The organism is Pseudomonas sp. IAC-BECa141 (assembly GCF_020544405.1).
GTDB lineage: Bacteria > Pseudomonadota > Gammaproteobacteria > Pseudomonadales > Pseudomonadaceae > Aquipseudomonas.
Map to the genome: position 1 here is coordinate 61,122 of NZ_CP065410.1, position 13,257 is coordinate 74,378.

A 13,257-nucleotide genomic window follows, 5' to 3' on the forward strand; every position below is an offset into this window, starting at 1 on the left:
CCGCGATTAGTTGGCGGCTGCCTTGCTGGCCGCTCGCTCTTTGGCCACCAGTTGGTCAGCCAGTTTCAGCGCTTGTTCGGCGCCGCCGGCAGAGCCGATGTCGAAGCGGTATTTACCGTTGACGATCATGGTTGGAACGCCGGAGATTTCATACTTCTTGGCCAGCTCGCGGGCTTTTACGATCTGCCCTTTGATGGCGAACGAATCGAAGGTCGCCAGGAACTTGTCCTTGTCCACGCCTTGAGTGGCGAGGAAGTCGGCCATGTCGTTCTTGTCGGTCAGTTTCTTGTGTTCTTTCTGGATCGCGTTGAATACGGCAGCGTGCACGTTGTGCTCGACGCCCATGGCTTCCAGGGTCAGGAACATTTGACCGTGAGCGTCCCAAGGACCGCCGAACATCGCAGGAATGCGCACGAAGTTGACGTCGGACGGCAGTTTCTCAACCCATGGGTTGATCACCGGCTCGAACGCGTAGCAGTGCGGGCAGCCATACCAGAACAGCTCGACCACTTCGATCTTGCCAGGCACGGCGACCGGCACCGGGTTGCTCAGCTCGACGTAAGGGGCAGCAGGGGCTTCGGCGGCCTGGGCGGTCACGCCGAACAGGCTGGCAGCGACGAGGGCGGCGCTGATGATCAGGTTACGCATGCTTTACTCCTGGACAATTTTGGTCGCCTCGCGCGACCTGTTTTCAGACAGGTCCTGGCGGGCATGAGTTCTGTAGTGTAACGGCAGCGGCCACAAAAAAGGGCGGCCAAAGCCACCCTTTTTATACTTGCTGCGACGGATTAATCGAGCGTTAACGTGACAGGCGTTGGCCATTGCACGCAACGCTCGAATCGCGCGTGTTAATGCAGGCCCTGAATGTAGCTGGAGACTGCCGCGATGTCTTCATCGCTCAGCTTGCGGGCGATGGTGCGCATGGTCATCGCGTCGCCGTCGTTGTTGCGGCCGGCTTCTTCTTTGCGGAAATCGGTCAGCTGCTTGGCGATGTACTGAGCGTGTTGGCCACCCAGGTGCGGGAAGCCGGCGGCTGCGTTGCCGGCGCCGTTCGGCGAGTGGCAACCGGTGCAGGCTGGCAGGCCTTTCTCGAGGTTGCCGCCACGGAACAGGGCTTCGCCGCGAGCGACGATCTTCGGATCGGCGGCACCGACGCTGCCTTTCTGGCTGGCGAAGTAGGCAGCGATATCGGCCAGGTCCTGATCGCTCAGGTTGGTCAGCAGGCCGGTCATTTCCAGAACGGTGCGCTTGCCCGACTTGATGTCGTGCAATTGCTTGGTCAGGTAACGTTCACCCTGTCCGGCCAGCTTTGGAAAGTTTGGCGCCATGCTGTTGCCATCCGGGCCATGGCAGGCCCCGCAAACGGCAGCCTTCGCCTGGCCTGCGGCGGCATCGCCTGCAGCATGGGCGAAACCTGAGATTCCCACGGTCAACAGCAGACTCACGATCAGTTTGTTCATCAGCTAATCCAACTACGGCTAAGGGTTAAGAGTTATGGACCGGGCTTACTCTCGCTCATCCATAGGATGATGGCCTGGTAATCCTCGGCACTGCAGTCCATGCACAAACCACGCGGCGGCATCGCCTTGAAACCCTGGGTCACGTGTTGCACCAGCGTCTCCATACCTTTCGCCAACCTCGGCGTCCAAGCTTCCTGATCGCCTCTTTTGGGCGCCATGGGTAGTTGGCCGGAATGACAGGCTCCACATACACGGTTGTACACGGCTTCCGGATCCTGTGTAGCCTGTGCGCTGTACAGCGGCATCAAGACTCCGGCAGCCAGCAGCCATTTCGTCATAAAACGACCTTTTCAGGGTTGAGAGCGTTCTGCGTTCTAATGCGCAATCAAAGTCTGTCGCTCTCGTGAACTTCATCCTTCGCTGGGACAAAGCACACACAAAATCTGCGGCATTATATACTGGCGCCACTGAAACGGAAGCGACACCGCGTTCCGCGCCTAATCCCGGCGCCGCCCACATCGGAAATCCCATGCAACTCAAGAATCCCATCCTCGGCCTGTGCCAACAGTCCACGTTCATGCTCAGTGCCGCCAAAGTCGATCAGTGCCCCGACGACGAAGGCTTTGAAGTGGCGTTCGCCGGTCGCTCCAACGCCGGTAAATCCAGCGCGCTGAACACTCTGACTCACGCCAGCCTGGCGCGCACCTCGAAAACCCCGGGTCGCACACAGCTGTTGAACTTCTTCAAGCTAGACGATGAACGGCGTCTGGTCGACCTCCCGGGCTACGGTTATGCAAAAGTACCGATCCCGCTCAAGCAACACTGGCAGCGTCACCTGGAGGCTTATCTCGGTGGCCGCGAGAGTTTGAAGGGTTTGATTCTGATGATGGACATCCGTCATCCAATGACCGATTTCGACCTGCTGATGCTCGACTGGGCCGTTGCCGCCGGCATGCCGATGCACATCCTGCTGACCAAGGCCGACAAGCTGACCTACGGCGCAGCCAAGAACACCCTGCTCAAGGTGCAGTCGGAAATCCGCAAGGGTTGGGGCGATCAAGTGACGATCCAGCTTTTCTCGGCCCCGAAACGCATGGGCCTGGAAGAGGCCTACACTGTGTTGGCAGGCTGGATGGAGCTGGCGGATAAAGGTGCCGAAGCGGCGACCGAGGCAGAATAAGGGGATTTCAAAACTGTCTGTGGTGCCGCCAGGCAAGGCACAGGCAGTTTTTAGGCAAAAAAAGCCCCGGACTTCATATGGGGAGGGAGAAGTTCCGGGGTTTAAGCTCCGAACCGCTAGGGCGGGGTTCAGATATCTGCCAACACTTAACACAACATAGGAGCATCGAAGGGCTTCACCAGCCATTCAGTATCTCTGAGTGCCTTGTCGCAAGATTAGTTCAGAATTTTTCAAAGAACTTTGGAATAAGCTCAAGAACGATCAGGCCTAAGCGGTTTTCGATGCCTTTGCCGCGACGCTCTGTCGCGGCAAAACCCCGTCTCAGAAACCTCAGTGCGCCTCGTCCCAGTTGTTGCCAACCCCGACTTCCACCAGTAACGGCACGTCCAGTTTTGCCGCTTCGCTCATGTGCACGCGTATTTCTTCGCGAACCTGATCGACCAGATCCTCGCGTACCTCCAGCACCAGTTCATCGTGCACCTGCAGGATGACTTTGGCGTCCAGCCCGGAAGCGCTCAGCCAGTTATCCACCGCCACCATGGCTTTCTTGATGATGTCCGCTGCGGTGCCCTGCATCGGCGCGTTGATAGCGGTGCGCTCGGCGGCGGCACGTTCCTGCGGCTTGTTGGAGTTGATGTCCGGCAGATACAGACGACGACCGAAAATCGTTTCCACGAAACCCTGATCTGCTGCCTGCGCGCGGGTGCGGTCCATGTACTCGCGAACGCCCGGGTAGCGCGCGAAATAGGTGTCGATGTAGGCCTTGGCGGTCTTGGTGTCGACGCCGATGTCCTTGCCCAGCTTCTGCGCGCCCATGCCGTAAATCAGGCCGAAGTTGATCGCCTTGGCGCCACGGCGCTGGTCGGAGGTCACTTCGTTCAGCTCGACCTTGAATACTTCCGCTGCCGTTGCTGTGTGCACGTCCAGATTGTTGCGGAAGGCGTTCATCAAGCCCTCGTCGCGGGACAGGTGCGCCATGATCCGCAGTTCAATCTGCGAGTAGTCCGCCGCCAGCAGTTTGTAGCCTTTCGGCGCGACGAACGCCTGGCGGATGCGCCGGCCTTCGGCGGTGCGCACCGGGATGTTCTGCAGGTTCGGATCGCTCGACGACAGGCGACCGGTCGACGCAACGGCCTGATGATATGAGGTGTGGATACGTCCGGTGCGCGGGTTGATCTGCTCCGGCAGGCGATCGGTGTAGGTACTCTTCAACTTGCTCATGGAACGGTGTTCCATCAGCACTTTCGGCAAGCGGTGATCGTCTTCGGCCAGCTTCGCCAGCACTTCTTCGGCGGTGGATGGCTGGCCCTTGGCGGTCTTCTTCAGCACCGGCAGGCCGAGTTTTTCGTAGAGGATCACGCCCAGTTGCTTCGGCGAGCCGAGGTTGAATTCTTCACCGGCGATTTCGAAGGCTTCACGCTCCAGCGCGACCATCTTGTTGCCCAGCTCGATGCTCTGGATGCCGAGCAGTTCAGCGTCGACGAACGCGCCCTGGCGTTCGATGCGAGCGAGCACCGGCACCAGCGGGATCTCGATATCCGTCAGTACGCTGGCCAGGCTCGGGATGGCACTCAGCTTCTCGAACAGCGTCTGGTGCAGGCGCAGGGTCACGTCGGCATCTTCGGCGGCATACGGCCCGGCCTGTTCCAGGGCGATCTGGTCGAAGGTCAGCTGCTTGGCGCCTTTGCCGGCGATGTCCTGGAAGCTCACGGTGGTGTGATCGAGGTACTTCTGCGCCAGGCTGTCCATGTCGTGACGAGTGGCGGTGGAGTTGAGCACGTAGGACTCAAGCATCGTGTCGAAGGCAACCCCGCGTACGGTGATGCCTTCGTTCTGGTCGCCACCGATGGCGCAGTTGGCCAGGATGTTCATGTCGAACTTGGCGTGCTGGCCGACCTTGAGCTTGTTCGGGTCTTCCAGGATCGGCTTGAGCGCGCGCAGCACGGTGTCGCGATCCAGTTGCTCCGGTACGCCGATGTAGGAGTGGGTCAGCGGGATGTAGGCTGCTTCGTTGGCCTGCACCGCGAAGGACAGACCGACCAGTTGTGCCTGTTGGGCGTCGATCCCGGTGGTTTCGGTGTCGAAGGCGAACAGCTTGGCGTTCTTCAGCTTTTCCAGCCAGACGTCGAAGCGCGCCTGATCGAGGATCGTTTCATACGCGGCTTCAGTCGGAGCGGCGGGCGCTTCTTCTACGACAGGCGCGCTGAACAGATCGCCGGCCGGCGCAGGCTCGGTGGCAACGCTCAGTTCCAGACGCTTGGCGTCCCGCTGCAGATCGTTGATCCAGCTCTTGAACTCCAGCAGGGTGTAAAGCTCAAGCAGTTTGGCCGGATCTTCCGGGCCCATTTGCAGGTCGTCGAGGCCGATATCCAGCGGCACGTCAACCTTGATGGTCGCCAGTTGATAGGAGAGGAACGCCATCTCCTTGTGCTCTTCGAGCTTGGCCGGCAGGGTCTTGGCGCCGCGAATCGGCAGGGTCGGCACGATGTCGAGCTGCGCATACAGCTCGGTCAGGCCACCGTTGACGCCCACCAGCAGGCCGGAAGCAGTCTTCGGACCGATACCCGGAACGCCGGGGATATTGTCGGAAGAGTCGCCCATCAGGGCCAGATAATCGATGATCTGCTCGGGAGCGACGCCGAATTTCTCCTTCACGCCCTCCACGTCCATCGAACTACCGGACATGGTGTTGACCAAGGTAATGTGGCCGTCGACCAGTTGCGCCATGTCCTTGTCGCCGGTGGAGATGATCACCGGACGATCGGCAGCCGCGCTGCTGCGAGCCAGGGTGCCGATCACGTCATCGGCCTCGACGCCTTCGACGCACAGCAGCGGGAAACCGAGGGCGATCACGCTCTGGTGCAGCGGCTCGATCTGCACGCGCATGTCGTCCGGCATGCTTGGGCGGTTGGCCTTGTATTCGGCGTACATCTCATCGCGAAATGTCCCACCCTTGGCGTCGAACACCACGGCGAACGGGCTGTCCGGATACTGCTTGCGCAGGCTCTTGAGCATGTTCAACACGCCTTTGACCGCACCGGTCGGCATGCCTTTGGAGGTGGTCAGCGGTGGCAGCGCGTGAAAGGCGCGGTACAGGTAAGACGAACCGTCCACCAGGACGAGGGGGGCTTGGCTCATGAGCAGAATCAACCTTTTCGGCGGGCCCGGCGCTAGAATAGCGGGACCATTGACGACAAAGGGACAAGGTTATCATGCGTACGTTAAATCGCTTGCTGCTGGTCAGTCTGATTGCTGTCTCACCGCTGGCCGCGATGGCGGCGGATGATGCGCCATCCTCGGAGCCGGAAGTTACCATTAGCACGCACACGGAAGGCGATAAGGTCATTCAGGAATACAGCCGGAGTGGATTCGTGTATGCGATCAAGGTCACACCGAAGGGCGGCAAACCCTATTTCCTGGTGCGCGCCGATGGTACGGACGCGAACTACATCCGGTCCGACCAGCCGGATATGCTGATTCCGTCGTGGGAAATCTTTACCTGGAAGTAAGTTTCCTGACTTTTAATCGGCGCCGTCTGATAGCGGCGCCAGAACTGAGCAGTTTTTAACCATGTCTGTGTTCACCCCCCTGGCTCGGCCCGAGCTGGAAACCTTTCTCGCCCCTTACGGGCTCGGCCGTCTGCTCGATTTCCAGGGGATCGCCGCCGGCAGCGAAAACACCAACTTCTTCATCAGCATGGAAAAGGGCGAGTTCGTCCTGACCCTGGTCGAGCGCGGGCCGGTGCAGGAAATGCCGTTCTTCATCGACCTGCTCGACGTGTTGCACGAAGCCGATCTGCCGGTGCCTTACGCACTGCGCACCACTGACGGCGTGGCCTTGCGCGAGCTGAAAGGCAAACCGGCACTGCTGCAGCCGCGTCTGGCGGGCAAGCACATCAAGCAGGCCAACGCCCAGCATTGCGCGCAGGTCGGTGACCTACAGGCGCATCTGCACCTGGCGACCCAGGGCGACAACATGATCAAGCGCAAGACCGATCGTGGCCTGGACTGGATGCTGGAGGAGGGTACTCAGTTCCTTTCGCACCTGAGCGATGAACCGCGCGCACTGCTGCAAACCGCGCTCGATGAAATCACTCAACAGAAAGAGAAAATTCTCGCGCTGCCACGGGCGAACATCCACGCCGATCTGTTCCGCGACAACGCGATGTTCGAAGGCACTCACCTGACCGGGCTGATCGACTTCTACAATGCCTGCTCCGGGCCGATGCTCTATGACGTGGCGATTGCTCTGAACGACTGGTGCTCTGACGATGACGGTCTGATCGACGGCCCGCGTGCGCGTGCGTTCCTGGGTGCCTACGCGGCACTGCGACCGTTCACGGCTGCCGAAGCCGAGCTGTGGCCGACCATGTTGCGAGTGGCGTGCGTGCGGTTCTGGCTTTCGCGGTTGATCGCGGCGGAATCGTTCGCCGGGCAGGACGTGCTGATCCATGATCCGAAAGAGTTCGAGCAGCGGCTGGCGCAGCGTCAGGCGGTCAATACGCCGCTACCTTTCGCCCTGTAAAAGAAAAACCGCAGCCTGTTTGCAGGCTGCGGTTTTTTGTATCAGAGCGATTCGATACAGCCCGCCAGGTCATTCCCCAGCTTCTCCAGCACTTGCTCGTAACCCTGAGCCGTCGCTGGCGTGTACCCGCCCAACGCATCCAGCTCCGCCAGCTTCACCGGCAGGCCCGCCACCAGCGTTTCGGCCAGGCGTGGACGCAGCGGCGGCTCACTGAACACGCAGGTCTTGCCGACCTCCTGCAATCGCGCGCGCATCGCCGCCACATGCTGGGCGCCCGGCTGCACTTCCGCCGCCACGCTGAATACGCCGGTGTGTTTCAGGCCGTAGGCGTCTTCGAAGTAGTCGAAGGCTTCGTGGAAGACGAAGTAGGGTTTGCCTTCAATACCGGCCAGGCGTTTCTTCAAGCGCTGGTCGAGTGCATCCAGACGCTCATCGAACGCCTTGGCGTTGCTCTGGTAGCGCTCGGCATTGGCCGGGTCTGCGGCGCTCAGGTCAGCAGCCATTTTGTCGGCAATAACCCGCGCGTTCACCGGCGATAGCCACAAATGCGCATCGAGGCTGCCCGGGCGATGATCGTGATCGTGTTCGTCGGCTTCTTCAGCGTGGGAGTGGCTGTCCGCAGCGAAACGACGCAGCTTCATGCCTGAAAGATCCTGTACCGCGACGCTCGGCAGCGTACGACCGTTCAGCACGCGAGGCAGGAAACCTTCCATGTCCGGGCCGATCCAGTACAGCAGGTCCACCGATTGCACTTTGCGCACATCGGACGGACGCAATGCGTAGTTGTGCGGCGAAGCCCCCGGCGGTAGCAGCACTTCCGGAATCGATACACCGTCCTGCACTGCAGCGGCGATCAATTGCAGGGGCTTGATGCTGGTGAGGATTCTGACCTCGGCCTGAGCCGGACCGATCAGCAGAAAACCGGTGATGAATACGACAAAAACAGAAAAAAGTCGGGACACGATGACCACTCAATGAGGCGAGAACGGGTAACATAATAACGTCTCTAACCAAACTCGTCGCCGCTCATGCCTATTACCCCGATTGCCAGCCGTCCCCACGACCACTCGCACTGCGTTCACAGCGCGCTGTCCGAGGCCGATGCCCTGTGTGCACAGAAAGGCTTGCGCCTGACCGCGCTGCGCCGGCGAGTGCTGGAACTGGTCTGGCAGAGCCACAAGCCGCTGGGTGCCTACGACATTCTGGCGGTGCTCAGCGAGCAGGATGGCCGCCGCGCTGCTCCGCCAACCGTGTATCGGGCGCTGGACTTCCTGCTGGAAAACGGCCTGGTGCACCGCATTTCCTCGCTCAACGCCTTCGTCGGTTGCGTTCACCCGGAGCATTCGCACCAGGGCCAGTTCCTGATCTGCCGCGAATGCCACGCCGCCATCGAACTTGAACAAAAAAGCATCAGCGACGCCATCGTTCACAGTGCCAAGGACGTCGGCTTCATCGTCGAAGCCCAGACCGTCGAAGTGGTCGGCCTCTGCTCCGGTTGTCGGGGGGCTTGATGAGCGATGCGCTGATCCGTCTGGAGCAGGTGGCGGTCCGGTTTGCCGGGCAGAACGTGCTGGACAACATTCACCTGAGCGTCGAGCCGGGACAGATCGTCACCCTGATCGGCCCCAACGGCGCCGGCAAGACCACCCTGGTGCGTGCCGTGCTCGGGCTGCTGAAACCCGACAGCGGCAGCGTCTGGCGCAAACCGAAACTGCGCGTCGGTTACATGCCGCAGAAACTTCACGTCGATCCGACCTTGCCGCTGTCGGTGCTGCGCTTCCTGCGGCTGGTGCCGGGGGTCGATCGCCCGCGTGCGCTGGCGGCACTCAAGGAAGTCGGCGCCGAGCACGTCATCGACAGCCCGGTGCAAAGCGTTTCCGGCGGTGAAATGCAGCGGGTATTGCTGGCCCGTGCCTTGTTGCGCGAGCCGGAGCTGCTGGTGCTCGACGAGCCGGTTCAGGGCGTCGATGTCGCCGGACAAGCCGAGCTGTACAGCCTGATCACCCGACTGCGTGACCGTCACGGCTGCGGCGTATTGATGGTTTCTCACGATCTGCATCTGGTGATGAGCACCACCGATCAGGTGGTGTGTCTCAACCGTCACGTCTGCTGCTCCGGGCATCCCGAGCAGGTCAGCGGCGATCCGGCCTTCGTCGAGCTGTTTGGCAACAATGCGCCGAGCCTGGCGATCTATCACCACCATCATGATCACGCCCACGACCTGCACGGGTCGGTGGTCAAAGGGCCCCTGTCGGCTCAACCTCACGTTCACGGAGATAGCTGCAAGCATGGCTGATTTTCTGTTCTACGCCCTGCTTGCAGGTCTGGCGCTGGCGGTGGTCGCGGGGCCGCTGGGCTCGTTCGTGGTCTGGCGGCGCATGGCCTATTTTGGTGACACCCTGTCCCACGCCGCACTGCTCGGCGTGGCGCTGGGCTTTCTGCTGGATGTCAGCCCGACTGTCGCGGTGACCGTGGGCTGCCTGCTGCTGGCGGTGCTGCTGGTGACCTTGCAGCAGCGCCAGCCACTGGCGTCCGACACGCTGTTGGGCATTCTTGCGCCGAGCACGCTCTCTCTCGGGCTGGTCGTACTAAGCTTCATGCATGAAGTGCGGATCGACCTGATGGCCTATCTGTTCGGCGACCTGCTGGCGATCAGCCCGACCGATCTGGCGTGGATCCTCGGCGGCAGCGCGGCGGTGCTGGTGTTGCTGGTGACCTTGTGGCGCCCGCTGCTGGCGATCACCGTGCACGAAGAACTGGCGCGGGTCGAAGGCCTGCCGGTGGCCGGATTGCGCATGGCGCTGATGTTGTTGATTGCGGTGGTGATCGCGGTGGCGATGAAAATCGTCGGTGTGTTGCTCATTACATCGCTGTTGATCATCCCGGCGGCTGCGGCACAACGTCACGCCCGTTCGCCGGAGCAGATGGCACTGGGCGCGAGCGTGCTGGGCATGCTCGCCGTGTGTGGCGGGCTGGCGCTGTCCTGGTTCAAGGACACCCCGGCCGGCCCGTCCATCGTTGTGACGGCGGCCGCACTGTTTCTGCTGAGTTTTGTTCTGCCCCGTCGAGGGGTGTAGACTTGCTCGTTTTTTGCGCAAATAGAGAGTCGCAGGAATGAAGCCGTTCGCCTCCCGTTATCTGCTCCTTGTGGCCTTTTCAGTGCTGCTGGGCGCCTGCCAAAGCACGCCGCCGGTGGCCGAAGTCCCCGATGCGCGGGCCACGGCCATCGCACAGCTGGAGCAAAGTCTGGCCAGCAGCGAACTGGCCACTGCCGAAGACCAATTGGCAGCCTTGCAGGCCGAAACACCCAACGATCAATCCCTTGAGCAATACCAGCGCCAGTTGGCCGAGGCCTATCTGCGTCGCAGCCAGATCGTCCTGCAAAAGGGCGATGTGAATGCGGCGGCGACTGCGCTGGCCCGTGCCCGCGTGCTGATGCCCAAGGCCCCGGCGCTGACGGGTGGCGTCAACGGCGCGATCACTGAAGCGCGCAAGGCTGAACTGGAGAAAGCCGAAGCGGCGCTGCAAGCCGCTGAAGCCAAGCCGAAAGCCAAGGTGATCGATCCGACTGCGCAAAGCACTACGATCGCGCTGAATATCACCGACAGCCGCAAACTTCGTCGCCAACTGGATGCGATCGCCGCCGATGTGGTGAATTACGACTGTGCGGTAAGCATTCAGGCCCCGCGCACCAATGATTACCCGTGGCTGGCGACGTTGATCACCAAGCGCGTGAAGAAGCTAGATCCGGATTTCGATCTGAAAATCGAGAAACAGATTCTGCGCAGCGTGCCGGCACAGATGGTTCTGAGCCCGCGCAAACCCTGAAAAGTTTCGTCGGAACGCCGCCCGGAGCAAGCCCGCTCCCGCATTGAGTTCGTGTGCGACACAGAACCAATGTGGTAGCGGGCTTGCTCGCGAAGGCGTCCTTTCTGTCAACCAACAGCCTTAAGCAGGAATGGCCTTGGCCTTGGGCTCCCGGTCCCAAACCCGATGCTGCCCGATCGCCGCAAAGAATGGCTTGGTCAGCGCGCCAACATCCTTGCCCTCCAGCAATCCGGCATCCGCCTCCAGCTTCAGCACGTCCAGCAACTGTTTGGCCTCGCCATGCAGCGCGATTGCCTTCAAGTGTTTGTACGCCTCCAGCAGGTAGTGCAACGCCACGCCGTCACCGCTCAACGCCTTGATCGACGCCGTGCCACCCGGCACGAATACCGCGTCGAACGCAATTGATGGCATGCCTTCCATCGATGCATCCACCGCCAGGGTTTTGCCATCGGCGGTCTTCACTGGCGCCGAAGTCGGGCCAAGCAGCTTGGCGTGCGCACCTTCTGCCGCCAGCGCCTTCTTCATCGCATCAATCGCCGCACCATCGACACCGTTGGCCGCAAGGATCGCGACTTTCCGTGTCTTGATGTTTTCCGGCAACAGGTTGGCCTGACTCAACGCTGGCGAGCGATCCAGTGAAGTTTTCGGCACGTCCACGGTACCTTTGCCTGGCGCCGGCAGACCCAGGTTGGCCGCCACGCGTTTGGCCAGTTCCAGGTCGATGTTGGCGAGAATCTCGTTCACTTCCCGCGCCCGGATGAATTCACGCTCAACCTTGCCCAGTTCGAAACTGTAGGCAGCGATGATGTGCTCTTTCTCGTGCGGGCTCATGCTGTTGAAGAACAGCCGCGCCTGGGAGAAGTGATCGCTGAACGACTCGCTGCGCTGACGGATCTTGTGGGCGTCGATCCGCTCCGGATAGCTTTCGAACCCGCCGTCCTGCGCCGCCGGTGGCGTTTCTTTCGGCCAGCCACCATCGATGGAGTTCGGTTCGTAAGAGGCGCGGCCCTTGTCGATCACCGTACGGTGTTGGGCATCGCGTTGGCCGTTGTGGAATGGCGCGACCGGGCGATTGATCGGCAGCTCATGAAAGTTCGGCCCGCCAAGTCGGCTGATTTGCGTATCGGTGTAGGAAAACAGCCGACCTTGCAGCAGCGGGTCGTTGGAGAAGTCGATCCCCGGCACGATATGGCCGGGGCAGAACGCGACCTGTTCAGTCTCGGCGAAGAAGTTGTCCGGGTTGCGATTGAGGGTCATCTTGCCCAGCGGCGTGATCGGGACGATTTCCTCGGGGATCAGTTTGGTCGGATCGAGGATGTCGAAATCGAAGTCGTGTTCGTTTTCCTCCTCGATGATCTGTACGCCAAGTTCCCATTCCGGGTAATCACCCATCTCGATGGCTTCCCAGAGATCGCGCCGGTGGTAGTCGGTGTCTTTACCCGCAAGCTTTTGCGCCTCGTCCCACACCAGCGAACAGGTACCGGCGGTAGGGCGCCAGTGGAATTTGACGAAGCGCGATTTGCCCTCGGCGTTGATCAGGCGGAAGGTGTGCACACCGAAACCCTGCATGCTGCGCAGGCTTTTCGGGATGGCGCGGTCGGACATGGCCCAGATGACCATGTGCGCCGATTCCGGCACCAGCGACACGAAATCCCAGAAGGTGTCGTGCGCGGAGCCGCCGGTGGGTATTTCGTTGTGCGGTTCGGGTTTTACCGCGTGGACGAAGTCGGGAAACTTGATCGCGTCCTGAATGAAAAATACCGGCATGTTGTTGCCGACCAGATCGAAGTTGCCTTCGTCGGTGAAGAACTTCACGGCAAAACCACGCACGTCACGCACGGTGTCGCCGGAACCGCGTGGCCCCTGCACCGTGGAAAACCGCACGAACACCGGGGTTTTCTTTCCCGGATCCTGCAGGAAACCGGCCTTGGTCAGCGCCGAATGGTTCTCGTAGCTCTGAAAGAAACCATGGGCGCCGGTGCCGCGGGCGTGGACGATGCGCTCGGGAATCCGCTCATGGTCAAAGTGCGTGATCTTTTCACGCATGATGAAGTCTTCCAGCAGCGACGGCCCGCGAGCGCCGGCCTTCAGCGTGTTCTGGTTGTCTGCGACCTTCACGCCCTGATTGGTGCGCAGGGCCTGGCCGGTGGCGTCGGAGCGAAATTTTTCAAGACTGTCGAGTTTGGCGTTGGTGTTGGCGCGATCCAGAGTATCGGTTCCGGCCAGCTCACTTTTGGAAGGGACAGGTTTTTTGCTGCTCATCAG

The 13,257-nt window shown here is 60.9% G+C and carries 13 protein-coding genes; 7 read left to right on the forward strand and 6 right to left on the reverse strand.

All coding sequences use genetic code 11. The annotated features are described in order from the left end of the window. Positions 1–6: 6 nt before the first annotated feature. The 3 genes from I5961_RS00280 to I5961_RS00290 form a co-directional block, all read right to left on the reverse strand. On the reverse strand, positions 7–648 hold the full coding sequence (locus I5961_RS00280; protein ID WP_085696558.1) for a thiol:disulfide interchange protein DsbA/DsbL: 642 nt from the start codon (positions 646–648) through the stop codon (positions 7–9). Positions 649–848: 200 nt separating this feature from the next. Then, positions 849–1,460: a c-type cytochrome gene (locus tag I5961_RS00285; protein ID WP_039764863.1), complete on the reverse strand. Its 612-nt coding sequence runs from the start codon at positions 1,458–1,460 to the stop codon at positions 849–851. Between the two features lie 32 nt (positions 1,461–1,492). Then, a complete protein-coding gene (locus I5961_RS00290; protein WP_085696557.1) occupies positions 1,493–1,798 on the reverse strand; it encodes a c-type cytochrome in 306 nt (101 codons plus the stop codon). A gap of 191 nt (positions 1,799–1,989) precedes the next feature. Between I5961_RS00290 and yihA the strand changes: the two genes are divergently transcribed. After that, positions 1,990–2,640 (forward strand): ribosome biogenesis GTP-binding protein YihA/YsxC, encoded by a 651-nt coding sequence (gene yihA, locus I5961_RS00295; protein WP_085696556.1) that lies wholly within the window; start codon positions 1,990–1,992, stop codon positions 2,638–2,640. 330 nt (positions 2,641–2,970) lie between these two features. On the opposite strand, the gene polA is transcribed toward yihA, so the two are convergent. Continuing rightward, positions 2,971–5,778: a DNA polymerase I gene (gene polA, locus I5961_RS00300; RefSeq protein ID WP_085702224.1), complete on the reverse strand. Its 2,808-nt coding sequence runs from the start codon at positions 5,776–5,778 to the stop codon at positions 2,971–2,973. Between the two features lie 74 nt (positions 5,779–5,852). Between polA and I5961_RS00305 the strand changes: the two genes are divergently transcribed. Further along, positions 5,853–6,149 (forward strand): DUF2782 domain-containing protein, encoded by a 297-nt coding sequence (locus I5961_RS00305; protein ID WP_085696553.1) that lies wholly within the window; start codon positions 5,853–5,855, stop codon positions 6,147–6,149. 61 nt (positions 6,150–6,210) lie between these two features. After that, positions 6,211–7,164: a homoserine kinase gene (locus tag I5961_RS00310; RefSeq protein ID WP_085696551.1), complete on the forward strand. Its 954-nt coding sequence runs from the start codon at positions 6,211–6,213 to the stop codon at positions 7,162–7,164. A 41-nt stretch (positions 7,165–7,205) separates the two neighbouring features. Here the strand turns inward: I5961_RS00310 and I5961_RS00315 are convergent, their stop codons facing one another. Continuing rightward, complete coding sequence (locus tag I5961_RS00315) at positions 7,206–8,126, reverse strand: zinc ABC transporter substrate-binding protein (RefSeq protein WP_227234029.1); 921 nt, start codon at positions 8,124–8,126, stop codon at positions 7,206–7,208. A gap of 66 nt (positions 8,127–8,192) precedes the next feature. On the opposite strand from I5961_RS00315, the gene zur reads away from it, so the two are divergent. Genes zur through I5961_RS00335 form a run of 4 tightly spaced genes read left to right on the forward strand, consistent with a single transcriptional unit; the run spans position 8,193 to position 10,992 of the window. Further along, positions 8,193–8,675, forward strand: coding sequence for a zinc uptake transcriptional repressor Zur (gene zur / locus I5961_RS00320; protein WP_085696548.1), 483 nt, complete (start codon positions 8,193–8,195; stop codon positions 8,673–8,675). After that, positions 8,675–9,460, forward strand: a complete 786-nt coding sequence (gene znuC, locus I5961_RS00325) for a zinc ABC transporter ATP-binding protein ZnuC (RefSeq protein ID WP_085690422.1) — start codon at positions 8,675–8,677, stop codon at positions 9,458–9,460. The genes zur and znuC overlap by 1 nt, the downstream gene beginning before the upstream one ends. After that, on the forward strand, positions 9,453–10,241 hold the full coding sequence (gene znuB / locus I5961_RS00330; protein ID WP_085647186.1) for a zinc ABC transporter permease subunit ZnuB: 789 nt from the start codon (positions 9,453–9,455) through the stop codon (positions 10,239–10,241). The genes znuC and znuB overlap by 8 nt, the downstream gene beginning before the upstream one ends. Positions 10,242–10,278: 37 nt before the next feature. Further along, positions 10,279–10,992 (forward strand): PA5502 family lipoprotein, encoded by a 714-nt coding sequence (locus I5961_RS00335; RefSeq protein WP_085702223.1) that lies wholly within the window; start codon positions 10,279–10,281, stop codon positions 10,990–10,992. 120 nt (positions 10,993–11,112) lie between these two features. On the opposite strand, the gene katE is transcribed toward I5961_RS00335, so the two are convergent. Then, positions 11,113–13,254, reverse strand: coding sequence for a catalase HPII (katE, locus tag I5961_RS00340; protein ID WP_227234030.1), 2,142 nt, complete (start codon positions 13,252–13,254; stop codon positions 11,113–11,115). Positions 13,255–13,257: the final 3 nt, after the last annotated feature.